Source organism: Amycolatopsis sp. 3B14 (genome assembly GCF_050958625.1).
GTDB classification, from domain to species: Bacteria; Actinomycetota; Actinomycetes; order Mycobacteriales; family Pseudonocardiaceae; genus Amycolatopsis_E; species Amycolatopsis_E thermoflava.
Map to the genome: position 1 here is coordinate 1 of NZ_JBHZEN010000087.1, position 22,839 is coordinate 22,839.

21 protein-coding genes and 2 pseudogenes are annotated in these 22,839 nt (G+C 70.4%); 11 read left to right on the forward strand and 12 right to left on the reverse strand.

The window, feature by feature from the left end; all coding sequences use genetic code 11:
- Positions 1-553: pseudogene (locus ACCP09_RS36700) on the reverse strand (chromosomal replication initiator protein DnaA); the annotation flags it as partial.
- A 519-nt stretch (positions 554-1,072) separates the two neighbouring features.
- Here ACCP09_RS36700 and rpmH point away from each other — a divergent pair.
- The 9 genes and pseudogenes from rpmH (at position 1,073) to ACCP09_RS36745 (ending at position 7,217) form a co-directional block, all read left to right on the forward strand.
- Positions 1,073-1,216: a 50S ribosomal protein L34 gene (gene rpmH / locus ACCP09_RS36705; RefSeq protein WP_017985946.1), complete on the forward strand. Its 144-nt coding sequence runs from the start codon at positions 1,073-1,075 to the stop codon at positions 1,214-1,216.
- A gap of 22 nt (positions 1,217-1,238) precedes the next feature.
- Entirely contained in the window at positions 1,239-1,658 is a 420-nt protein-coding gene (gene rnpA, locus ACCP09_RS36710; RefSeq protein WP_123684366.1) for a ribonuclease P protein component, read from the forward strand.
- Positions 1,651-1,959, forward strand: a complete 309-nt coding sequence (gene yidD / locus ACCP09_RS36715) for a membrane protein insertion efficiency factor YidD (protein ID WP_017985944.1) — start codon at positions 1,651-1,653, stop codon at positions 1,957-1,959. The genes rnpA and yidD overlap by 8 nt, the downstream gene beginning before the upstream one ends.
- 4 nt (positions 1,960-1,963) lie before the next feature.
- Positions 1,964-3,061 (forward strand): membrane protein insertase YidC, encoded by a 1,098-nt coding sequence (gene yidC, locus ACCP09_RS36720; RefSeq protein ID WP_027933185.1) that lies wholly within the window; start codon positions 1,964-1,966, stop codon positions 3,059-3,061.
- Between the two features lie 29 nt (positions 3,062-3,090).
- Complete coding sequence (locus ACCP09_RS36725; protein WP_017985942.1) at positions 3,091-3,627, forward strand: protein jag; 537 nt, start codon at positions 3,091-3,093, stop codon at positions 3,625-3,627.
- A gap of 225 nt (positions 3,628-3,852) precedes the next feature.
- Positions 3,853-3,999: pseudogene (locus ACCP09_RS36730) on the forward strand (R3H domain-containing nucleic acid-binding protein); the annotation flags it as partial.
- 558 nt (positions 4,000-4,557) lie between these two features.
- On the forward strand, positions 4,558-5,214 hold the full coding sequence (gene rsmG / locus ACCP09_RS36735; RefSeq protein WP_433753521.1) for a 16S rRNA (guanine(527)-N(7))-methyltransferase RsmG: 657 nt from the start codon (positions 4,558-4,560) through the stop codon (positions 5,212-5,214).
- Between the two features lie 102 nt (positions 5,215-5,316).
- On the forward strand, positions 5,317-6,219 hold the full coding sequence (locus ACCP09_RS36740; RefSeq protein WP_084022702.1) for a ParA family protein: 903 nt from the start codon (positions 5,317-5,319) through the stop codon (positions 6,217-6,219).
- A complete protein-coding gene (locus tag ACCP09_RS36745) occupies positions 6,216-7,217 on the forward strand; it encodes a ParB/RepB/Spo0J family partition protein (protein WP_433753524.1) in 1,002 nt (333 codons plus the stop codon). Before ACCP09_RS36740 ends, ACCP09_RS36745 begins: the two co-directional genes overlap by 4 nt.
- 95 nt (positions 7,218-7,312) lie before the next feature.
- Here ACCP09_RS36745 and ACCP09_RS36750 read toward each other — a convergent pair whose 3' ends face one another.
- Positions 7,313-8,263, reverse strand: a complete 951-nt coding sequence (locus ACCP09_RS36750) for a D-alanine--D-alanine ligase family protein (RefSeq protein ID WP_433753526.1) — start codon at positions 8,261-8,263, stop codon at positions 7,313-7,315.
- Between the two features lie 49 nt (positions 8,264-8,312).
- A complete protein-coding gene (locus ACCP09_RS36755) occupies positions 8,313-9,626 on the reverse strand; it encodes a PLP-dependent aminotransferase family protein (RefSeq protein WP_027933191.1) in 1,314 nt (437 codons plus the stop codon).
- 181 nt (positions 9,627-9,807) lie between these two features.
- Between ACCP09_RS36755 and ACCP09_RS36760 the strand changes: the two genes are divergently transcribed.
- Positions 9,808-10,455: a GNAT family N-acetyltransferase gene (locus ACCP09_RS36760; RefSeq protein ID WP_378332939.1), complete on the forward strand. Its 648-nt coding sequence runs from the start codon at positions 9,808-9,810 to the stop codon at positions 10,453-10,455.
- A gap of 80 nt (positions 10,456-10,535) precedes the next feature.
- Here ACCP09_RS36760 and ACCP09_RS36765 read toward each other — a convergent pair whose 3' ends face one another.
- From ACCP09_RS36765 to ACCP09_RS36805, 9 genes are all read right to left on the reverse strand, one after another.
- Positions 10,536-11,669, reverse strand: coding sequence for an N-acetylmuramoyl-L-alanine amidase (locus ACCP09_RS36765; protein ID WP_020416221.1), 1,134 nt, complete (start codon positions 11,667-11,669; stop codon positions 10,536-10,538).
- 200 nt (positions 11,670-11,869) lie between these two features.
- Positions 11,870-12,196, reverse strand: coding sequence for a thioredoxin (gene trxA, locus ACCP09_RS36770; RefSeq protein WP_017985934.1), 327 nt, complete (start codon positions 12,194-12,196; stop codon positions 11,870-11,872).
- Positions 12,197-12,227: 31 nt separating this feature from the next.
- Positions 12,228-13,220: a thioredoxin-disulfide reductase gene (gene trxB / locus ACCP09_RS36775; protein WP_027933193.1), complete on the reverse strand. Its 993-nt coding sequence runs from the start codon at positions 13,218-13,220 to the stop codon at positions 12,228-12,230.
- 101 nt (positions 13,221-13,321) lie between these two features.
- Positions 13,322-14,086, reverse strand: coding sequence for an anti-sigma factor family protein (locus ACCP09_RS36780; protein WP_433753530.1), 765 nt, complete (start codon positions 14,084-14,086; stop codon positions 13,322-13,324).
- A complete protein-coding gene (gene sigM, locus ACCP09_RS36785) occupies positions 14,083-14,718 on the reverse strand; it encodes an RNA polymerase sigma factor SigM (protein ID WP_433753532.1) in 636 nt (211 codons plus the stop codon). Before sigM ends, ACCP09_RS36780 begins: the two co-directional genes overlap by 4 nt.
- A gap of 10 nt (positions 14,719-14,728) precedes the next feature.
- The gene (locus tag ACCP09_RS36790; protein WP_123684368.1) at positions 14,729-16,318 is read right to left on the reverse strand and encodes a protein kinase family protein; all 1,590 of its coding nucleotides are present in this window, start codon (positions 16,316-16,318) and stop codon (positions 14,729-14,731) included.
- A gap of 80 nt (positions 16,319-16,398) precedes the next feature.
- On the reverse strand, positions 16,399-18,234 hold the full coding sequence (gene murJ / locus ACCP09_RS36795) for a murein biosynthesis integral membrane protein MurJ (protein ID WP_017985929.1): 1,836 nt from the start codon (positions 18,232-18,234) through the stop codon (positions 16,399-16,401).
- A gap of 357 nt (positions 18,235-18,591) precedes the next feature.
- Positions 18,592-20,721 (reverse strand): DUF6049 family protein, encoded by a 2,130-nt coding sequence (locus ACCP09_RS36800; RefSeq protein WP_433753535.1) that lies wholly within the window; start codon positions 20,719-20,721, stop codon positions 18,592-18,594.
- Positions 20,718-21,242, reverse strand: coding sequence for an NUDIX hydrolase (locus ACCP09_RS36805; protein WP_026153651.1), 525 nt, complete (start codon positions 21,240-21,242; stop codon positions 20,718-20,720). The genes ACCP09_RS36800 and ACCP09_RS36805 overlap by 4 nt, the downstream gene beginning before the upstream one ends.
- A gap of 131 nt (positions 21,243-21,373) precedes the next feature.
- Here ACCP09_RS36805 and ACCP09_RS36810 point away from each other — a divergent pair, with 131 nt between their 5' ends.
- A complete protein-coding gene (locus tag ACCP09_RS36810; RefSeq protein ID WP_020416214.1) occupies positions 21,374-22,807 on the forward strand; it encodes a CCA tRNA nucleotidyltransferase in 1,434 nt (477 codons plus the stop codon).
- Positions 22,808-22,839: the final 32 nt, after the last annotated feature.

Here is a 22,839-nt window from a genome sequence, read left to right on the forward strand (position 1 = left end):
GGGGCTGGCCCGCGCTGGGCTGGCGGGAAAACATCGGCCAGATCTCGTGCGCGGCGGCCAGCGCCTCGCCCTCTTCGTCGACTTCCTCGTCACCGTCGTCCTCGGGCAGGACGGCCTTCACCGGTTCCGGCGGGTGCGCGCGGCCCCGCCGCAGCGGCGGGAGCATGCCGTCGTCGAGCGGCGGCATCTTCGGGGGCATCACCGGAGCCTCGGCCGCGGCGACGGGCGCCGTTTCCACCCTGGTGGGTGACGGGTATGGGGCGGGCGGTGGTGGCGGGGGCGGGGTCACCTCGGCGGTGTCGACCTTCACGGCCAGCGAGACGGGACGGCCGAGCCGGCGCGAGAGCGCGTGCGTGATCGGGTCCCGCAGGGCGCGCTCGATCGCTTCCTTCGCGAAGTCGCTCGGAGCGGCGAGCAGAGCCGTGCCGTCGAGCAGGCCGATCGGGCGGGTGACTCGCATCCAGGCCCGCTGCTGAGGCGAAAGCGTGCCGTCCGACAGCTCCCGGACCACCTGGTCCCAGACCACGCCCAGATTCAACTGGTGCTCGGACACCGACTTCGTCCCCTCCCCTCGTCACCCCGGACGACCCCACCGACCTCGAAGAACACCCGAGCCGGGCGCCTGGCTCACTCACACGAGCGGCACCTCGCAGCCCCCTGGTCACCGCGCGCAGCAAGTATCCACAGAGTTGTCCACAACTGTGCACTAATGTACGGCGGCCCGCAGTCACTCCACCTGCGGGTGCGAACCTACGCCAGCCAGAGCCTCCACACCTTCTTACGGCGGCGCCGAGCACCTCGAACGGGTGACCCAAGAGGAGACACGCTAACAAAGGCCCGTGCCGTGCCACAAGGCACTGTGGAGGTCAGGATGGCATGCCTCACGCGGCGTCGCCACTCGGTCCCCCACTGTGGTTGTGGGGGCCGGTTGCCGGGCCGGTGAGCGGGGTGCGTACTCTCGATAGGTCTCCCGCGCGCGACGGGTTTGTTCGCATGCGCGCGATTCGAGACACCCCCGAGCTGATCGGTGGCTCCAGCTTGCCGCCGAGTATGTCGAGACCAGGAGTAAGCAGTGAGCAAGGGTAAGCGCACCTTCCAGCCGAACAACCGTCGACGCGCCCGGACCCACGGCTTCCGGCTGCGGATGCGCACCCGCGCCGGTCGCGCGATCCTGTCGGCCCGCCGTCGCAAGGGCCGCGAGAAGCTGTCCGCCTGATAGCGCCGTTCCGAGGCGCGACGTGCTGCCCCGTGCCGCCCGGTTGCGGCGCAGTGAGGACTTCCGCGAGGTCATGCGCAGGGGTGCTCGGGCAGGTCGGCGCCGCCTCGTGGTGCACGCGGTTCAGTCCACCGACCCGTCCGCGGGAACGCCGCGGGCGGGTTTTGTGGTGAGCAAGGCCGTGGGCAACTCGGTGGTCCGCCACCGCGTGACCCGGCGCCTGCGGCATCTCGTCATGCAGCGCCTTGGAACCGTGCCGCCCGGCAGTTCGTTGGTCGTGAGGGCCCTGCCGCCGGCAGCCACCGCGTCCAGTGCCGAACTCGGTGCCGATCTGGACGCGGCGCTGAAACGGCTGAGCCTGCTCCCGGGCCGCCCGTCCGACGGCCCGGCGACACCCCGGCCGGACACGGCCGCGGACACGAGGGGCCACGCCGGTGAATGACGCCAGCACCGATGCACCGCAGAAGGTCGAGCGCCCTGGGCCGATCGCCCAGGTACTGTTGCTCCCGCTGCGGTTCTACCGCCGTTTCATCTCGCCCTACCTCCCGCCGAGCTGCCGCTTCTACCCCAGCTGCAGCACGTACGCGGTCGAGGCCCTGACCCGTTTCGGCGCCGCGAAGGGCAGCTACCTCGCCCTCCGCAGGCTGCTGCGCTGCGGCCCGTGGACGATGCCCGGCCGCGACCCGGTGCCTGAGGTGTTCTCGTGGCGCCACCAGAGACCTGGTTTGTCAACCGAGGAGTAGCTCAGTGCTCGACTTCATCTACTACCCCGTGTCCTTCATCCTGTGGTGTTGGCACAAGGTCTTCGGGTTCGTCTTCGGGGCCGACAACGCGATCACCTGGCTCCTGGCGATCATCTTCCTGACCTTCACGGTTCGCGGCATCATGTTCAAGCCGTTCGTGAACCAGGTCCGGTCGATGAAGAAGATGCAGGAGTTCGCGCCGGAACTGAAGAAGATTCAGAAGAAGTACGCGAACGACCGGCAGCGCCAGGCCGCGGAGATGCAGAAGCTCCAAAAGGAGCACGGTGTCAACCCGCTGGGCAGCTGTCTGCCGATGCTGCTGCAGATCCCGGTGTTCATCGGTCTGAACTGGGTGCTGCGCGCGTTCAGCTACAACCCGAACCCCGGCCAGCCGAAGACGGAGAACTACTTCTTCGATCAGGCGGGTGTCGAGTCCTACAACAACGCGAAGCTGTTCGGCGTCAACATCGGCGACGCGATCCACCACACCACGATGCTCGGCGGGATGGGCGGTGGCTGGCACTGGAACGTGGCGCCGGTCGCGATCCCGCTGATGATCCTCGCGGCGATCCTGACCCACCTCACGGCGCGGCACTCGGCGCAGCGGCAGAACCTGAACCCCGAGGCGATCACGCCGCAGACGCAGATGATGCAGCGGCTGACGATGTACATCTTCCCGCTCGGTGTGCTCGTGTTCGGTGCGTTCTTCCCGATCGGTCTGCTCGTCTACTGGCTGGCGAACAACGGCTGGACCCTGATGCAGCAGCGCCTGGTCTACACGCGCATCGACAAGGAAGAGGCGCAGAAGAAGGCCGAGGCGGCCGAGAAGCGCAACTCGCTGGCTCCGCGCCCGGGTGCGAAGCCGAAGCCGGGCCAGAAGCCGGTGCAGCCGAAGAAGACGGACGACGGTGACGGTGCGGCCGACAAGCCGGCTGCCGACGGCAAGGCGAGCGGGCAGAAGCCGGGGTCGAAGGCCGGCTCCCCGCACCGCTTCCCGCAGCAGGGGCAGCGCCCGCAGAACGGCTCGGCGCAGAAGCGCAAGAAGCCTTCGCAGGGCGGCAAGAACTCAGGACAGAAGGGCTCGGGGCAGAAGCGCCGCTGAGCGCTGGAGCCCGGTGAAAGGAGATGACGATGGCGGAGACGGTCGAAGCGATCGACGCTGACGACGAGGCGCCCGCTGCGGAGGCGACGGGTTCGTCGACGGAGGACCTGCTGGTCCGCGAGGGCGACATCGCGGGCGACTACCTGGAGCGGTTGCTGGACCTGCTCGACTACGACGGGGACATCGACCTCGACGTGGAGAGTGGCCGCGCGATCGTGAGCATCGACGGCGGTGACGACCTGGAGAAGCTGGTCGGTGGACGCGGCCAGGTGCTCGAGGCGCTGCAGGAACTGACGCGGCTCGCGGTGCAGCAGGAGACCGGCACCCGGAGCCGGCTGATGCTCGACATCGCCGGCTGGCGGGCCGGCCGCCGCGCCGAGCTGACGGAGCTGGGCCGCACGACGGCCGAGACGGTCAAGGCGACGGGTGAGAAGGTTCGGCTGCAGCCGATGAGCCCGTTCGAGCGGAAGGTCGTGCACGACGCGGTGGCGGCCGTGGGTGGCGTCAAGAGTGAGAGCGAGGGCGAAGAGCCCAAGCGGCGCGTGGTTGTGATGCCGGACGCGTAAGCGTTCTGATTTTCGGAAGGCGGCCCACCCCGGTGGGCCGCCTTCTTTTATGCCCACGGTTTGAGCGGCGGCTCGGCCGTTCGGCAGGGGCGCGATGAGTGCTCGGGATCGTCCGGCTGACGCGTCGGCTGATCGGGCGCAGACCGGGTAGCCGGGATAGGCCTCCGCTACCGCGGTCGCCTCGCGGTGGTGGAGTTGCGGCCGGGCGTCGTCGCGGACGCCAAGGCGACGGGTGAGAAGGTTCGGCTGCAGCCGATGAGCCCGTTCCAGCGGAAGGTCGTGCACGACGCGGTGGCGGCCGTGGGTGGCGTCAAGAGCGAGAGCGAGGGCGAAGAGCCCAAGCGGCGCGTGGTTGTGATGCCGGACGCGTAAGCGTTCTGATTTTCGGAAGGCGGCCCACCCCGGTGGGCCGCCTTCTTTTATGCCCACGGTTTGAGCGGCGGCTCGGCCGTTCGGCGGGGACGCGAAGAGTGGCCGGGATCGGCCTCCGCTACCGCGGCTGCCTCGTAGTGGTGGAGTTTGCGGCTGGCGTCGTCGTGGACGGCAAGGCGACGGGTGAGAAGGTTCGGCTGCAGCCGATGAGCCCGTTCGAGCGGAAGAGTGGTCGGGATCGTCCGGCTGACGCGTCGGCTGATCGGGCGCAGGCCGGGGCAGCCGAGATGGGCCTCCGCTACCGCGGGTGCCCGGTGGTGGCGCCGCTGCGGCGTCCGGTCATGGAGGGCAAGGCAACCGCGAGAAGTGATTGGCTGCAGTCGGCCGTCGCGCAGCAAGGGGCACGTGGCTTTCGGTTTCACGTGGAACCGGCGACTGCCGCTCCCCGACCCGTTTCACGTGAAACCGTCCACAGTTGCGGTCCGCCTCCCCGCGATGATGTTCGCGTCGTGGAGAATCGGGGCGTTGGTCGTTTCACGTGAAACCCGAGGAGTGCTAGTGGTGCCGGTGCCCGAGGTGGCTGGGCGAGTGTTCGGCGATGGGCTCGATCAGGCCGTCGCCTTCGCTGAGATACTCGAGCGGTTCGGCGTCGAGCGGGGGTTGATCGGGCCGCGTGAGGTGGAGCGGCTCTGGGATCGGCACCTCCTCAACTCCGCCGTCGTCGGTGAGCGGATCGCGGATGGCGCCCGGGTGATCGATGTCGGGTCCGGCGCCGGCTTTCCCGGAGTGCCGCTCGCCATCGCGCGGCCGGATCTCGATGTCGTTCTCGTGGAGCCCATGGCTCGTCGGGCGGACTGGTTGAACGAAGTCGCCGAGACCATCAAACTGGACGTCACCGTCGTGCGCGGCCGGGCTGAAGAGAAGGCGCTCCGGGAGCGAGTCGGGACCGCGGATGTCGTCACGTCGCGGGCCGTCGCTCCCCTCGCGCGTTTGGCGGGCTGGTGCCTCCCCCTCGTCCGGGAGGGTGGCATGATGCTCGCAGTCAAGGGAGCTAGTGCCCGGGACGAAGTTGCCCGTGACGCGAAGGCGGTCGCCCGCGTCGGTGGGGGTGCTCCAACGGTCTCTGAGTGCGGGGTCGGCGTGCTCGAAACGCCGACGACCGTGGTGCGGGTGGAGCGCGTACGAAGTGCCCGTCGCCCGCGCCGTGCGGGATGACAGGATGGCGTACCGGATGGCTTGTGGAGGCCAGATCAGCATGATGCGACCCATGTTCCACGTGAAACCAACAGTGTCGATTGCGGAAAGGTGGCTCGGCCGGTGACCCCGCCTGCGTCAGACTGGACCCCCATTGCCGAAGAAGCCGAGCGCGCCGCCCGCGTGCTGCACCCGGAACCCAACTCCCTCCCCCGGCCCGATCAGCGCCGTGTGCTGACCGTCGCCAACCAGAAGGGCGGCGTCGGCAAGACGACCAGCGCCGTCAACCTCGCCGCGGCCCTCGCGGTGCACGGCCTCAAGACCCTCGTCATCGACCTCGACCCGCAGGGCAACGCCAGCACCGCGCTCAACGTGGACCACCGCTCCGGCACCCCCTCCATCTACGACGTCCTCCTCGGCGACCTCCCCCTGGGCGAGGCGATGGCCGTCAGCGAGCAGTCCCCCAACCTGTTCTGTGTCCCCGCGACGATCGACCTCGCCGGCGCGGAGATCGAGCTCGTCGAGATGCCCTCCCGCGAATCGCGGCTGAAGGAGGCGCTCACGGGCGAGGTGGTCGACCAGCTCGGCGTCGACTACGTCTTCATCGACTGCCCGCCCTCGCTCGGCCTCCTCACCGTCAACGCCATGGTCGCCGCACGCGAGGTGCTCATCCCGATCCAGTGCGAGTACTACGCACTCGAAGGCCTCGGGCAGCTCCTCAGCAACATCGAGCTGGTGCAGAAGCACCTCAACCCCGGCCTCTCCGTCTCGACGATCCTCCTCACCATGTACGACGGCCGCACCAAGCTGGCCGACCAGGTGACCGCCGAGGTGCGCGACCACTTCGGCGACGTCGTCCTCAAGACCGTCATCCCCCGCAACGTGAAGGTGTCCGAGGCGCCCAGCTACGGCCAGACCGTGCTGGCGTACGACCCGGGTTCGCGGGGCGCGATGAGCTATGTCGATGCGGCTCGCGAACTCGCGGAGCGTGGCAGCAGCAACGGATCGAGGAGGGGCACGTTATGACCGAACGCAGGGGTGGCCTGGGGCGCGGCCTGGCCGCGCTGATCCCGACCGGACCGCCCGCAGGCGAGAACACCCCCAGCGCGCCGGCTCGCCAGGAGGCGCCGTCCCGCAACGGCGACAAGGACTGGTTCGCAGCCAACAGCGAGGTCGTGCCCAGCGGTGAGGTGGCCGGCGCCGTCTACCGCGAGATCCCGACGAGCTCGGTCAAGCCCAACCCGAAGCAGCCGCGGCAGGTCTTCGACGAGGACGCCCTCGCCGAGCTGGAACACTCGATCCGCGAGTTCGGCCTCATGCAGCCGATCGTCGTCCGCGAACTCGGCGACGGCGAGTACGAGCTCGTCATGGGCGAGCGCCGTCTGCGCGCGTCGCAGCGGGCCGAGCTGGAGAACATTCCGGCCATCGTCCGGCAGACCGCCGACGAAGCGATGCTCCGGGACGCCCTCCTGGAGAACATCCACCGCGTCCAGCTGAACCCGCTCGAAGAGGCAGCCGCCTACCAGCAGCTGCTCGACGAGTTCGAGGTGACACACGAGGAGCTCGCCTCCCGAATCGGCCGCAGCCGTCCGGTTATCACCAACACCATCCGGCTGCTCAAACTCCCCCTCCCCGTGCAGCGCCGCGTCGCGGCCGGGGTCCTCTCCGCCGGGCACGCCCGGGCGCTGCTCTCACTCGAAGATCCGGAGCAGCAGGAGGAGCTCGCGACGCGTATCGTCGCCGAGGGACTCTCGGTTCGCGCGACCGAGGAGGCGGTGACGCTCAAGAAGAGCGAGGCGCCGGCCAAGCCGAAGGCCGCTCCCCGCAAGGCGATGCAGGCGCCCGGTCTCCAGGATCTGGCGAACCGGCTGTCGGACACCTTCGACACCCGCGTCAAGGTCGACCTCGGCCGCCGGAAGGGACGCATCGTCGTCGAGTTCGGCTCGATCGACGATCTGGAGCGAATCGTCTCGATCATGGACCCGAATCGGGCAAATCACGCACTCAAAACCGATGAGGAATGACACCAGGCCGTTTCGTCACGGTGATGATTTGATCTGACAACACTGAGGGCCACCTCCCGCTCGGGAAGGTGGCCCTCAGTGGTTCCGGGGACGTGTCAGGCGGACCGGCGGATCGCCCGCGCGACGAGATCGGCGAACACGGCACCGAGCGACGTGCCCGCGGTCTCGATCGCCATCGGCACGGTCGACGTCTCGGTGAGGCCCGGCGACGAGTTCACTTCGAGGAACTGGACGGCGCCGTCGACGGTCACGATCGCGTCGGTCCGGGAGATGTCCCGCAGACCGAGGAGCTTGTGCGCGGCGACAGCCAGCTCGCCGACCGCCTTCGCGGACTCCTCCGGCAGCCGGGCCGGCGCGAAGAAGTCGGTCAGTCCGGCGGTGTAGCGCGAGGTGTAGTCGTAGACGCCGCTCTCCGGCACGATCTCCACGGCGGGCAGCGCCTCCGGCTCCCCGTCCCGCTCGACGACCGCCACCGCGACCTCGACGCCCTCGACCAGCCGCTCCGCCAGCACGGTGTCGCCGTACGCGAAGCAGCCGACCATGGCGGCGGGCAGCTCCGCGGCGTCCCGCACGACCTGGGCGCCCAGCGCGGACCCGCCCTGGTCGGGCTTCAGGATCAGCGGCAGGCCGAGGTGGTCGACGATCGCATCCAGCACGCCCTGCGCGCCCAGCTCCCGGAATGTGCTGTGCGGCAGCACGACCCAGTCCGGCGTCGCGTACCCGGAGGCGGACAGCACGGCCTTCGCGGTCGGCTTGTCCCACGCCCGTCGGCACCCGCGCGAGCTGGTGCCCACGTACGGCACCTTCAGCATCTCCAGGACGGTCTGCACCGACCCGTTCTCGCCCTGACCACCGTGCAGCGCCACGACGGCCGCGTCGGGCCGCTCGGACCGCAACCGGTCGAGCAGGCCTGCGTCGGTGTCCCACTCCTCGACGGTCAGCCCCTGCTCCCGCAGCGCGGCGGACAGCCTGCGGCCGGACCGCAGCGAGACATCGCGCTCATGCGAAAGCCCGCCCGCGAGAACGGCGACGGTCGGCATAACCACGCCGGCACTCTCCTCAATCAACAGTCTAAATAGGACTCAGCAGCGGCGATCACGCCGTGTCCGGCGACGGCGTCTCCGGGCCGGGGATCGCGCGCATGCTGACGTTACCGAACGTGCGCACCAGGTCCATTTCGGACTCGAGCACCGCGGCCAGGCGCCGCACACCCTCCTTGATCCGCTCGGGCGTCGGGTAGCAGTACGACAGCCGCATCTGCCTGCTGCCGAAACCGTCGGCGTAGAAACCGGTGCCGGACGCGTACGCGACCCGGGCGGTGACGGCGCGCGGCAGCATCGCCTTGGTGTCGACACCCTCCGGCACCGTCACCCACACGTAGAAACCGCCGTCCGGGTTCGTCCAGCTGCAGCCGGACGGCAGGTGCTGCTCCAGGGCGGAGAGCATCGCGTCCCGCCGCTCCCGGTAGTTCTCGCGGAAGGTCTTGATCTGGCCCTTCCAGTCATGCGTGGCCAGGTACCGCGACACGATCATCTGGTTGAGGCTCGGCGGGCACAGCGTGGCCGACTCGGCGGCCAGCACCAGCTTCTCCCGCACCGCGTGCGGCGCCAGCACCCAGCCGACCCGCAGGCCGGAGGCGAACGTCTTGGAGAACGAGCCCAGGTACACCACGTTGTCCGGGTCGAGCGACCGCAGCGCCGGGTAGGTCTGGCCGTCGAAGCCGAGCAGCCCGTACGGGTTGTCCTCGACGACCAGCACGCCGTGCGCCCGGCAGATGGCGAGGATCTCGGCGCGCCGTTCGACCGCGAGCGTCACGCCTGCCGGGTTGTGGAAGTTCGGGATCGTGTAGAGGAACTTGACGCGCTGACCGGCGCGCTCGGCGGCCGCGAGAGCCTCCCGCAGCGCCTCCGGCACCAGCCCCTGGTCGTCCATCACGACGTGCACAACCTTGGCCTGGTACGCGGCGAACGAGCCCAGCGCGCCCACGTAGGAGGGCCCCTCGGCCAGCACGACGTCGCCCGGGTCGCAGAACAGCCGGGTGACCATGTCCAGGCCCATCTGGGAGCCGACGGTCACGACGACGTCGTCGGAGTGCGCGTTGATGCCCTCCATCGCCATGACCTCGCAGATCTGCTCGCGCAGCACCGGCACGCCCTGCGCGGAGCCGTACTGCAGCGCGACCAGGCCGTCCTCCGCGATGATCTCCCCCACCTGCGCGGACAGGCTGTCCAGCGGGAGCGCGGCGAGGTTCGGCATGCCGCCGGCGAGCGAAACCACCTCCGGGCGGCTGGCCACCGCGAAGAGAGCTCGGATCTCCGACGCCGTCATGCCTGCCGTGCGGGCGGCGTAACGGGCGAGGTGGGGATCGAGGTCTCGGCGGCCAGTGTGCTCGGGTGGATTCGCAGTCATCGCACTTCGCTCTGTCGAATGGTCAGTTTCCCGAGTGTAACCACTCGTCCTTGTGATATTCCCGGCCTTCCGGCGTGGGTCACACACGCCTATCCTCGAATGCGGCCGAGCAGGCTGTGGCGGTGCGCCACGCCCTGCTCCACGTCGGGCCGGCCGCCGCGAAATCCGGGGAGGGGATCAGGTGTCGCGTCGAGTCGTGGGCGTCACCCTCGACAACCTGGAACACCTGCCCAAGAACTGCCGCCGGTGCGTGTACTGGGAGCTCGCGCCGCACCTGCGCGCGCAGGCGGAGGAGTTCGGCCAGACCGAGGTCGAGAAGGAGGCCTGGGTCTCCTCGGTGCTGCTGGAGTGGGGCTCCTGCGGCCGCATCATCTACAGCGACTCGCTGCCCGTCGGGTTCGTCCTCTACGCCCCGCCGAACCTGGTGCCGCGCTCGGTCGCCTTCCCCACTTCCCCGCCCAGCGCGGACGCGGTGCTGCTGACGAGCTTCCAGGTGCTGCCGGAGTTCCGCGGCGGCGGGCTGGGCCGCACCCTCGTCCAGGCGGTCGCCAAGGACATGACGCGCCGCGGTGTGCGTGCGATCGAGGCGTTCGGCGACGCGAGCCCGGACGACGCCGACAACGAGCTGCTGGGGCACACCTGCGTGGTCCCGGCCGACTTCCTCACCGCGGTGGGGTTCAAGACCGTGCGACCGCACCCCAAGTGGCCCAGGCTGCGCCTGGAGATCCGGTCGGCGCTGTCCTGGAAGGAAGACGTCGAAGCGGCGCTGGAGCGGCTCCTGGGCCAGGTGAGCATCACCACGGCCGAGGCCAGCACGGCCCGCGCCTAGACGGAGTTATCCACAGAAACGGTCCACAAGGCAGCAGTTGTCCACAGGTTTCTGTGGACAACTGCTGTGAACGAGTGGTGTTATTCGGCCTTCGCCAGCTCGTGGGCGAGCACGTCGGCGAACGTGAACGTGCCGGTCGGCTGGTCGCCCTCACCGAGCAGGTACAGGCGCTTGACGGCGATCAGGATGCCCTCGGCGACGATGTCGCGGAACGCCGGGTCGGACAGCTTCGCGCGGTCGCCCGGGTTGCTCAGGTAGCCGATCTCCATCCGCACCGCCGGGCACCGGGTCAGCCGCAGGATGTCCCAGGTCTTGGCGTGCGTCCGGCAGTCCAGCAGACCGGTGCGGGCGGCCACCTCGCGCTGCAGGTAGCCGGCCAGCAGCTCACCCACCGTCGACGTGGTGCCGAGGCCGTTGCCCCAGTGGAACGAGGCGACGCCCTGGGCGTGCGGCGAGGAGTTGCGGTCGCAGTGCAGCGACAGGAACAGGTCGGCGCCCGCGTTGTTGGCGAACGCCGCGCGCTCGGCCTCCGCGGGCCCGGTGTCCGGGCCACGCGAGATCAGCGCCTCCATGCCGGTGGCCTTCATCCGGCCTTCCAGACGGCGCGCCAGGTCCCACACGATGTCGGCCTCACGCAGGCCGCCGATCTCCACCCCCGGGTCGGCGCCGCCGTGACCGGGGTCGATGACGATCCGCTTGCCACGCAGCCGCGGCCCGGACTGGCGGACCTGCTCCTGCTCACGCAGCAGCACCGGGCGGCCACCGCGGGCGCGCGGGGAGAGCTGGCGCAGCGCGCGGACGGTCGCCGGGCCGCAGATGCCGTCGATGACCAGACCGTAGTCGCGCTGGAAGTTGCGCAGGGCGTGCTCGGTCTTCGGGCCGAACATGCCGTCCGGACGGCCCGCGTCGTAGCCCAGCTCGGTCAGCCGGTCCTGCAGCGCGAACACGTCGTCGCCGTGCACCGGCGAGGAGATCAGGTAGGCCAGCGGCCTGCTGCCAAGGTGGAAGGTCGCGCCGCGCAGCACGTGGTAGGTGGCCGGGCCGACGACGCCGTCGATGAGCAGCCCTCGGCGCTGCTGGAACCCGCGGACGGCCCGTTCGACCTCGTGGTCGAACAGGTTGCCGGCATCCGGCCGGAGCAGACCGATCGAGGCCAGCATCGACCTGATCTCAGCGACGTCGTCCCCGACGTCGCCGCGGCGGAGCACCCGCATGCACTCCTCGCTCTTTCCTTGGGCATCGATCAAAAACCGATGCGGCACAAACAGTCTCGGGCTAACCTCGGGTACCCATTCTGCCCTGAGGACTCTCCGTGACCGCGCAGGGCCGGTCGGTGCGTCATCCGGGCGGGTGGCATGGAAAACCCGGGGGCCGTCCGTAGAAGACGTTTACCCCCGGGTCCTGGTTGCCTTCGTCAGGCGAGAACGTCGGACAGATCCGACAGCAGCGCGGCCTTCGGCTTGGCGCCGACGATCTGCTTCACCGGCTTGCCGCCCTGGAACAGGATCAGCGTCGGGATCGACATGACCTGGTAGTCGCGGGCGGTGCCCGGGTTCTCGTCGATGTCCAGCTTCGCGACGGTCAGCTTGTCCTTGTGCTCGGCGGCGATCTCCTCGAGCACCGGGGCGACCATCTTGCACGGCCCGCACCAGGTCGCCCAGAAGTCGACCAGGACCGGCTTGTCGCTGGTCAGAACGTCGTCGGCGAAGGACTTATCGGTCACCTTGACGGTGTCGGACATTTCATCTCCCTACTTGGTACGAGCTTGGAGTTCAGTTCGTGGAGCCGTAGCCGCCGCCCACCAGTTCGGGCGCGATCTCGGCTTCGGGGTTGCCGGCGTGCTCGGCCAGCCAGCGCTCGGCGTCGATGGCCGCGGAGCAGCCCGAGCCCGCGGCGGTGATGGCCTGCCGGTAGGTGTGGTCGACCAGGTCACCAGCGGCGAACACGCCGGGCAGGTTGGTGTAGGAGGTGCGGCCCTTGGTCAGGACGTAACCTTCGCTGTCCAGCTCGACCTGGCCCTTGACCAGATCGCTGCGCGGGTCGTGGCCGATCGCGACGAAGAAGCCGGTGACGTCGAGCACCGACTCCTCGCCGGTGACGGTGTCCTTGAGCCTCAGGCCGGACACGGTGGTGTCCCCCTGCACCTCGACGACCTGCTTGTTCAGCGCCCACTTGATCTTCTCGTTCGCGCGGGCGCGCTCGAGCATGATCTTGGAGGCGCGGAACTCCTCGCGCCGGTGCACGATCGTCACCGACCGGGCGAACTTCGTCAGGAAGGTGGCCTCCTCCATGGCGGAGTCGCCACCGCCGAGCACGGCGATGTCCTGGTCGCGGAAGAAGAAGCCGTCACAGGTCGCGCACGCCGAGACACCGCGGCCGAGCAGCTCCTGCTCACCGGGCACGTTGAGGTAGCGAGCGGCTGAACCCATGGCGAGGATGACGGCCTTGGCCGCGTAGCGCGTGCCGTGGGCGGTGACGTACTTGACGTCGCCCTCCAGCTCGAGCTTCTCCACGTCCTCGGCGCGCAGCTCGGCGCCGAAGCGCTCGGCCTGCTTGCGCATCTCCTCCATCAGGTCGGGACCCTGGATGCCGTCCCGGAAGCCGGGGTAGTTCTCGACCTCGGTGGTGGTCATCAGCGCGCCGCCGAACTGGGAACCCTCGAACACCAGCGGTTCGAGCTGGGCACGCGCGGCGTACACCGCGGCCGTGTACCCGGCCGGACCCGACCCCACGATGATGAGGTTCCGAACGTTTTCCGCTGCCACCCGTAGACCTCCGCTCGTCGTGACCTGCGTACCAGGCTCAACACGATCGTAGGGTCAGGTGTTCCCGCCGTGACACGCGTCGCCCGTGTCGCGGAACGCGCTTACCCGATCACCTTGTCCAAGAGCACCCCGGCGTTGTCCGAACCGCAGGTCGGGGTGAACGCGACCAGCCGGAACTTCGCCAGCTGACCGGTGGTCAGCAGGGTCAGCACGGCCGGCTGCCCGTCGATCGAGCCCTGGCGGACTCCGATCGGCTTGGCGGTGTCGGCGAAGCCGGCAGCGGTCAGGCACCTCTGCAGCGCGTCAGCGCCGTCGAGCGGGCCGTAGTCGAACGTGCCCTGCATCTGGCCGACCGCGCTCGCGGTCTGGTCGCTGCGCAGGTTCAGCGGCGGCTGCTGGGCGCTCTGGCCCGGCGGCGGCGCGGCGACGTTCCCACCCGAGGAAGGCGACGTGCCGCCCGGGATGGCGATCGCCACGGCGGCCACCGCGGCGGCGGCCACGGCCACCACCCCGCTGATCCAGCCGATGCGCTTGTTGCGGCGACGGCGGGCCGCGTCCAGGCTCACCACCGGCGCCACGCCGGGCTGCTGCTGGGGGAACGCGCGGCGGGACTCCTCGGCGATCGCGGCGTCCAGGCGGGCCGCGAACTCGGCCGGCATCGGCGGGACGTCCGCGCTCAGGTCCGCCAGGTCGGCGGTGGTCGCCTCCAGGGCGTCGATGATCGCGCGTGCTTCGGGATCGGCCTGCACCAGCGGCCACAGGCGGGCGGCTTCGTCGTCGTCCAGGACGCCGGCGTGCAGGTCCGCGAGCAGGTCGACAGACCAGGGCGGGCCGGCGGCCTCGATCCCCCGACTCTCGTCCGTCATCGTCCCTCCCTCTCGCGCTGTGCCCCAGACCGGCCGCCGCGCTCCCGTTTGCTTTCGGGAGTTGGGACGTTCGCTAATGCATCCGGGTTCCGGAGATGACCGAGAACTTTGGCGAGTTTGGCGCGGCCGCGGGCGCACCGGCTCTTCACCGTGCCCTCCGCGATGCCGAGCATCTTCGCGGTCTCGCTGACCGAGTACCCCTCGACGTCGACCAGCACGATCGGCATCCGCTGGTCCTCCGGCAGCTGCGCCAGCGCCTCCTTGATGACCAGCCGGGTCTCCCGGTCGGCCATCGAGTCCCGCGGCGTGGCCGGCTCGTTCACGCCGGTCTCCGGCAGCGGCACCGTCGGACGGGCCTGCCTGCGCCGGACCCGGTCCAGGCAGGCGTTGACCACGATCCGGTGCAACCAGGTCGTGACCTGGGATTCCGCGCGGAAGTTCGCGGCGGCGCGGAAGGCGGAGATGAAGGCGTCCTGCAGGGCGTCGGCGGCTTCCTCGGGGTCGCGCAGGGTGCGCAGGGCCACCGCCCACATGCGGTCCCGATGCCGCCGGACCAGTTCGCTGAACGCGTGCGGATCCCCCGACGCGTGCGCCGCCATGAGGTCGGCGTCCGTTGGTGCAGCTGCGGTCACCCGCAGCACCCTACTGGGCGGGGAGGAAGGTCAATTCGCCTATCTGGGACTGGTAGCCCTTGTCCGTGTCACTCAGCTGAGTGATCCAGATGATCACGTACTGCGCCTGCTGGGGCTGCGGAAGGGTGATGTCGGTGGTCTGCCCGTTCAACGTGGCCGTGCCGATCACCCGGGTGTCGGCCAGCTCCGGGTTGCGCGAGTCCGACAGCCGGACCTCGATCGAGGTGCCCGGGCTGTCCGCGGCCACCGTGATCTTCGCCAGGTTGATCGGCTTGTCGAAGCTCGCCAGCAGCCCGACGCCCTCCTTGATGGCCGGGAACTGCTGCCGGTACTGGTCGGTCCGCCAGATCGTGGTGGGGTCGCCGTCGACGGTGTTGCGGGCCCGGCTGGTGTTGTCGCCGTTGCCGTCCGGGTTGTAGACCGTGACGCTCTCCGGGCCGACCGCGGCGCCGATCTGCGCCTGCCCGCCGGTCGACGGCGGCGGGTTCGGCGACGGGTTGACCGGGGCCGACGCGGACGCCGTCGGGGTCGGGTTGGCCACGTTGATCGGCGGGCCGCCCGAGCTGGGGTCGTCCTGGAAGAAGCTGATCGCCAGCATGCCGAGCCAGGCCAGGATCGCGACCGCGGCGACGACCAGCACGGTGACGCCGAGCGCCAGCTTGCGGCGCCGCGCGCGGTCCTTGACCGGCTTCTTCGTCGTCCAGATCGTGCCGTCGCCGTCGGCCTCCATCTGGGCCTTGATCAGCTGCGTCCGCTCCTCGGCCTCGGCGGCCATCTCCAGCGCGCGCACGATCGCCGCGCTGGTGCGGATGCCGCCCGGGCCGCCGTCCTCGACCGTGCGCACCGCCAGCGACGACAGCTCCTGCGGCACCGACGGCTGCAGCGAGCGCGGCGGCACGAGCCGCCCGTTCGGGGCGTGCGGCGCGGCCGGGATCGCGGCCGGCCCGCCCGGCAGCGGCCAGCGGCCGGTGAGCAGCAGGTACAGGATCCCGCCGATGGCCTTCACGTCGTCGCGCAGTGTCGCGTCCGGCAGCGGGCCGGGGAACGCCAGGCGGAGCGAGCCCTCGGTGGTCAGGCGCAGGCGCTGCGGGTGGTCCAGGCCGAGCACGAGACCGGAGTGGTGGGCCCGCTCGACGGCCTCGGCGAGCCGCTGGACCATCCGGGCCGCGGCGAGGGGCTGGACCGGGCGGTCGGCGACCAGGTCGATCAGGTCGGTGCCCTTGGTCCACTCGGTGACCACGACGCCCAGCAGGCCTTCACCGGAGGTGATGCCGTTGCCGAGGGTGAGCACGTCGAGCACCCTGGCGACCGCTTCGTGGTTGAACTTGGCCGCGTGCGTGGCGCGTTCGAGGGTCTTGCGGGCCTGACGTGCGGCTTCGGCGTCCGCGGGGTCGCCGACGAGCAGCGTCAGCGCGACGTCCCGCCGCAGCTGGCCGTCCCGCGCACGCCACAGGTGGGCGCCCGCCCGCTCGTCGATGCCGAACTGGGCGAGCAACCGGTACCGGCCGTCTCCGACCACGCTGCCCGGCGCGAGGGAGCCTCCCCTCGCGCGGACACCCGTCCGGATCGGACCGGACTGCTCGCTCCGCTTCTCGTTCACCCCACGCTCTCTTTCCCGCGCCCTGTGGTCGAGGGTACGTGAACACACGGGGTGAGACAGGGTTATCCGTGAGTGGTTCGTTACCCGCGCTTGATCAATCGGGTGATTCTCTTCGTGGCCGGCGACAGCTCGTCCACCCTGAGCAGCGCCAGTACGCCGAACGACACACCGAGGCCGACGATGCCCTGCAGGATCAGCTTGATCCACGCGGTCAGCCGCTCGCCGAAGTCCGGGACCACCCAGCCGGCCGCGACCGCGGCCAGCACACCCAGCCCGCTCGCCACGACGGTGAACAGGATGACGCCGAGCACGCGCTTGCTGCGCAGGTTGCCCAGGCTCACCCACAGCCAGACCTGGCCCATGATCGCGCCGACCACGAAGGTCAGCGAGTTGACCATCATCGCGCCCAGCACGATGTTCTGGTCGGACAGCAGCACCGGGCACAGGTACAGCAGCGGGATCTTGACCAGGGTCATCACGACCATGATCAGCGTCGGCGTGCGCGCGTCCTTCATCGCGTAGAACACCCGCAGCTGCAGCATCACCAGCGCGTACGGCAGCAGGCCGAACGCCGAGATGGCCAGCGCCTCGCCCAGCCGCGACGCCTCCGCGGTCGAGTTCTCCCCGCCGCTGAACAGCGCTACACCCACCGAGGTGCCGATCACCGACATCACCGCGGCGATCGGCACGAGCATCACCGTCGAGATGCGGGAGGCGTAGGACAGGTCGGCGACCACCTTGCGGGTGTCGCCGTCGGCGGCGTTGCGTGACAGCCGCGGCATGATCGCAGTCAGCAGCGAGACGCCGATGACGCCGTAGGGCAGCTGGAACAGCAGCCAGGCGTTCGAGTAGATCGTCACACCACCCGGGTCACCGCTGGTCAGCACACGGGTGTTGACGGTGAAGCCGATCTGGCTGACCGCGACGTAGCCGAGGATCCACAGCGCGAGGCCGCCGAACTCCTTCATGCGCTTGTCGATGCCCCAGCGCCACTTGAACCTGAAGCCGCTGCGCAGCAGCGGCGGCACCAGCATGATCGCCTGCACGACGATGCCCATGGTCACGCCGATGCCCAGCAGCAGCAGCTTCGGCTGGCTCATCTCGACCGGGTTGAACGTGATCTCGCCGGGGGTGAGCATGAACACGGCCAGCGTGAAGATCACGACCAGGTTGTTCACCACCGGCGCCCAAGCGGGCGGCCCGAAGATCTGCTTCGCGTTGAGGACCGCCGAGAGCAGCGCGAACAGGCCGTAGAACAGGATCTCCGGCAGCAGCAGCCTGGCGAACGCCGTGGTCAGGTCCGAGCTGGTCTTGCCCGGTTCGCCGTCCAGGTACAACGAGGTCAGCCAGGGTGCAGCGGCCACTGCGACCACCGTGCCGATCACCAGCAGCACGAACGCGACGGTCAGCATGCGCTGGGTGTAGGCGAGGCCGCCGTCCTTGTCGTCCTGCGACCGCACCAGCAGCGGCACCACGACACTGCTCAGCACGCCGCCGAGCAGCAGCTCGAAGACGATGTTGGGCAGCGTGTTGGCGATGTTGAACGAGTCGTTCACCACGCCGGTGCCCACGGCCCAGACCAGCATGATCTTCCAGAGGAACCCGGTGATCCGGCTGATCAGGGACGCGATCGCGATGCGGCTGCTGGACTTCGCCAGCGACGGCGCGGCCGGCTTCTCCGGCGCCTCGACCGGCGCGTGGAAGCCGGTGGCGTCCAGCCCCGGGCCCTCGCCGAACGAGGTCGACGGCGACGCCGAGATGCGCGGCATCATCCGTGTCGCGAGCGCGTCGTAGGGCCGCAGCACGTCCGGGTCGGCCACCGGCCAGCGGTTGCCGCCCTGCACCCCGCTGATCCGCGGGATCAGCATCGTCGCGTCGGGGTCGTTCGGCGGCAGCGGCGGCGCGCCGAACGGCATGCTGTCCTGGTGGCGCTGCCGCTCCTGCCGCCACGGCCGCACCGGCTGGCGGCGGTCCGGCGGAGTCTGGCGGCCGGCCGGCGGCGGTTGCCTGCGGTCCGGCGGCGGCTGGCGGCGCGGTGGCTGCGGCAGCCGGTCCGGCGGCAGTTGTCCCTGCTGACGGGTCGGCTGCGGGGGCCGTGGCCTGCCGTTAGCCGCCGGCGGGATCCGGCGGGTCTGCTCCTGCCGAGCGCGATCAGGCGGCGGCGGGCGCCGTGTTCCGCGGTCGGCGGGACGCTCGGGTGGCCACCCCGGGTCTCTGTCCAACGCGCGCGCCCAATCCTCGCCGGTCCGGTTCTGGCACCCCAGAGTAGTCGGTCAGGCCTTGCGGGCCCGGACGCGACGGTAGATCTGCCGCGCGGAAAGCAGGACCAGGGCCGCCGCGCCCGCGATCGTGAGGACCAGCGTCACGACGCCGTACTCGTTGGACCGCAGCTCGAAGCGCGCCGGGTTGCCCAGCGGCGTGCCGCCCGGGGTGGTCAGCGAGACGGTCAGGTTGAACACACCGGCGCGCAGGGCCTCGGCCGGGATCCGCTCGCTGCCGCCGAGACCGGCCGGCACGAGGCGGTCCGGCACCTGCTCGACGCGCAGGCCGGGCGTGTTGCTCAGCTGGATCCGCACCGCGATCTGCACCGGCAGCCGGTTGTTGAACGACACCGGCAGCGGCGCCGACCCGGACGCCATCGAGATCGGCACCGGCGGGGTGTCCACCGTGACGCGGCCGAGCAGGCCGTCCAGCTCGGCGCGGGCGTCGGCGGCCGAGGCCTCCGCGGCGCCCTGCCGTGCGCGCCAGGCCGCCGACGTGCTGCGGACCAGCGCGAACCGCAGCGGTTCGAGCAGCTCGGCCGGCTCCACCTGCGCGGCCGGGTCGATCTGCATCGCGCCCTGCAGGTCGGTCATCGTGGTCTCGATGGACGTCATCTCGTCGGTGACCGACGTCGGGGTCGAGGTGGCCACGTCCTCGGCCGTGTAGCTCATCTTGGCGTTGCCGGTGCTCGCGGTCGCCAGCAGCGCGGGCAGCGACTGCGGGGTCAGCATGTTGCGGTCGACGAAGTCGCCGACGTTGCGCAGGAAACCGGTCAGCTCGTCCGGCGTCGCCGTCCAGCGGCGGGGCGGGGCGACCAGGACCGGCCGCGAGGCGCCACCCGCCAGTCCACCGCGGAAGGCGAGCGCGGCCAGGCCGTTCTGCGTCGCGATGTCCGGGTCGTCCACCGGCGTCGCCGCGGTCGCCTCGGTGCTGCCGGACGCGCCGGCCAGCCCGGACAGGACCAGGGAGTCGACCTGCTGGGCCCGCAGCGCGGTGCCGTCCAGCGTGACCGCGCCGGACGACTGGCTGCTCGTCGACGAGTCGACCGGGTCGGTGATCAGGGTGCGCACCCCGGCCCCGCTCAGCGCGGCGAGCGTGCTCTGGTCCAGCGCGCCGCCCGCCCACAGCACGCCGTTCTGCGGGGTGACGCCGAGCAGCTCCTGCATGCGCGCGCCGGTGTCCAGTGCGAACGGCAGCAGGTCACCGCTGCGGACCTTGGTCAGCGCGGTGAGGTCGGCGTCGGCGTAGGGCAGCTGGACCACGCACTGCCCGGTGACCAGCTCCCGTAGCGACTGCAGCCACGCCTTCGCGGCCTCCGCCCCGGTGCCGCCGGTGGTGCCGGTCGAGGTGCGGACCTGGTAGCCGCGGGACATCGCGTCCACCGTGTCGAGCAGGTCGGGGTCGATGGCGTAGCAGAGCGCGCGGGTCAGCTGCGGGTCGTCGCGGACCGCGCTCGCCGACTCGACCAGCCCGTACAGGCGGCCACCGGGTCGCAGCTCGGTCGCCAGGACGTCGTCGGACAGCACCGCGGTGCCGCCGAGCGGCGCCGCCACGATCCGCGGGCGGGTGTCGGCGATCGGCCACAGCATCGTGAACTGGGCCGGCGTGGAGTTCTGGCTGGTCACGCTCTTGCCCGGCGCGGACAGGACGGGCAGCAGCATGCTCATCGACGCCAGCCGCGCGGCGCCGCCGTAGTCCGGCGTGCCGTTGACGTTGACCAGCATCGGGTACACGCCGGCGCTGTTCACCCGCAGGTTGCCGCGCGTCCCGTCGAGCCGGACGGTGACGCTGAGCTGTGCGGTCTGTCCCGGATCCAGGGTCGACGGCTCGACGTCGACCCAGTCGGTGCTCGACGCGGCGGCCGCGGCCGCGCCGCTCATCGCGGTGCGCACCTGGCGCTCGGTGGTGAGCCGCTCGCCCAGCTCCAGCCGGACCTGCAGGTCGCTGATCCGCCGGTCGCCCACGTTCGTCACGGTGCCGGTGACGTTGAGCGTCACCGAGTTCGTGGTGATCACGCGCGGGTTGAGCTGCGCGACGTCCAGCCGTAGGCGGCTGGGCGCGTCCGTCTGGGCACTCGCCGTGACCGGGGTGAACATCGCGAGGAGGAACGCAACCAGCCCGGTGGCGGCGAACCGCTTCACTCCGACGCTCCTTCTGTCGCTCGCGTGTCGTCGTCGAACAGTTCCCGCGCCTTGCGCACCAGGGACCGCTCGTCGGTGTAGGCGAGCCGGGTCTCCAGGTCGGCGATCGGCACCCAGGCCACCTCGGTGACCTCCGAGTCCTCGTCGGACAGCTCGCCGCCGGTGGCTTCCAGCAGGAAATGATGCACCGTCTTGTGCACCCGCCGTCGCTCGGCCACGAACCAGTAGTCGATGGTGCCGAGCGGCCGCAGCACTTCCGCGGAGATCCCGGTCTCCTCCTTCACCTCGCGCACCGCAGTCTGCTCGATCGTCTCGCCGTCTTCGATGTGGCCCTTCGGCAGGGACCACAGCAGCTTCCCGTGGCGGTCCAGCCTGCCGATGAGCACGGCGTTCTCCCTGGCGGGATCGACCACGAGGCCGCCGGCGGAGGTCTCCACGGAGGTCGTCATCTTCCGGCCGCGGCGGCGGCGTGACCGGCGTCGCGGCTTACCGCCGCCGGAGCGACCGGCCGATCCAGACATGCTGCGATGCTAGTGCGTGGCGGCCCCTTCCGGCCGCTACTGCGTAGTTGACTGTTCACTCCTCGTCGATCGGTAGGCTGGTTCCTCGTGTCTGTCATGGTTGAGTCGACCCCCGAGGCGGTTCGATCCCGGTGAACGAACTGACCGCGAAGCGGAACGCGGTGACCGAGCTGATGCGGATCTCGCCGCTGGCCGACGAGCTGGCCGGGCTGTTCGCGAAGGCCGGGCACCGGCTGTACCTGGTCGGCGGCAGCGTGCGGGACGCGCTGCTCGGCCGGCTGTCCGCCGACCTCGACTTCACCACCGACGCGCGGCCCGAGCAGATCCTGAAGGTCGTCCGCGGCTGGGCCGACGGGGTGTGGGAGGCGGGCATCGCCTTCGGCACCGTCGGCGTCACCAAGCGCGGCTCGACGCTGGAGATCACGACGTTCCGCGCGGACGTCTACGACCGGGTGAGCCGCAACCCCGAGGTGACCTTCGGCGATTCGATCGAGGGTGACCTCAAGCGCCGCGACTTCACGGTCAACGCGATGGCGATCGACTTGTCGACCAAGCAGTTCGTCGACCCGCACGACGGGATGGACGCGCTGCGGCGGAAGGTGCTCGACACCCCAGCCACCCCGGAGGAGTCCTTCGCCGACGATCCGCTGCGCATGCTGCGCGCCGCCCGGTTCGCCGCCCAGCTCGGCTTCGAGCCCGCGCCCCGCGTGGTGACCGCGATGACCGAAATGGCGGGCGAGATCCAGCGCATCACCGCCGAGCGGGTGCAGACCGAGCTGTCCAAGCTGATGCTCGGCCGGTACCCGCGGCGCGGTCTGGAGCTGATGGTCGACACCGGGCTCGCCGAGCACGTCCTGCCCGAGGTGCCTGGGATGCGGCTGGCGATCGACGAGCACCACCAGCACAAGGACGTCTACCAGCACTCGCTGACCGTGCTGGACCAGGCGATCGCGCTGGAGCGCCGGGACGACCCGGACGCCGAGCCCGACCTCGTGCTCCGGCTGGCCGCGCTGCTGCACGACATCGGCAAGCCCGCCACCCGCCGGTTCGAGGAGGGCGGCGGCGTGAGCTTCCACCACCACGAGGTGGTCGGCGCCAAGATGGCCCGCAAGCGTTTGCGCGCGCTGAAGTACCCGAAGCAGGTCATCGAGGACGTCGGCCAGCTGGTGTTCCTCCACCTGCGGTTCCACGGCTACGGCAAGGGTGAGTGGACCGACTCGGCGGTCCGCCGGTACGTGACCGACGCAGGTGAGCTGCTGCCCCGGCTGCACAAGCTGGTCCGCGCCGACTGCACGACGCGCAACAAGCGCAAGGCGGCCGCGCTGCAGCGCACCTACGACGAGCTCGAGGAGCGGATCGCGCGCATCCAGGCCGAGGAGGACCTGGCGAAGGTGCGGCCCGACCTGGACGGCAACGAGATCATGAAGATCCTCGGCCTGCCGCCGGGCCCGATGGTCGGCAAGGCGTGGAAGCACCTGAAGGAGCTGCGCCTGGACCGCGGGCCGCTGGACCACGACGAGGCCGTCGCCGAGTTGCGCCGCTGGGCCGAGGAGAACGGCCTGTAACTTCAGGGTGCGTCGAGACGACCGGGAGGTCG

Excerpts from the sequence above, each read along its gene's own strand:
- ACCP09_RS36780 (WP_433753530.1), bottom strand. The coding sequence starts at position 14,086 with ATGACGGACGAGAGTCGGGGGATCGAGGCCGCCGGCCCGCCCTGGTCT.
- ACCP09_RS36755 (WP_027933191.1), bottom strand. The coding sequence starts at position 9,626 with ATGACTGCGAATCCACCCGAGCACACTGGCCGCCGAGACCTCGATCCC.
- murJ (WP_017985929.1), bottom strand. The coding sequence starts at position 18,234 with ATGCCGTTCGGCGCGCCGCCGCTGCCGCCGAACGACCCCGACGCGACG.
- trxA (WP_017985934.1), bottom strand. The coding sequence starts at position 12,196 with ATGTCCGACACCGTCAAGGTGACCGATAAGTCCTTCGCCGACGACGTT.
- ACCP09_RS36745 (WP_433753524.1), top strand. The coding sequence starts at position 6,216 with ATGACCGAACGCAGGGGTGGCCTGGGGCGCGGCCTGGCCGCGCTGATC.
- ACCP09_RS36765 (WP_020416221.1), bottom strand. The coding sequence starts at position 11,669 with ATGCGGGTGCTCCGCCGCGGCGACGTCGGGGACGACGTCGCTGAGATC.
- ACCP09_RS36805 (WP_026153651.1), bottom strand. The coding sequence starts at position 21,242 with ATGTCTGGATCGGCCGGTCGCTCCGGCGGCGGTAAGCCGCGACGCCGG.
- ACCP09_RS36725 (WP_017985942.1), top strand. The coding sequence starts at position 3,091 with ATGGCGGAGACGGTCGAAGCGATCGACGCTGACGACGAGGCGCCCGCT.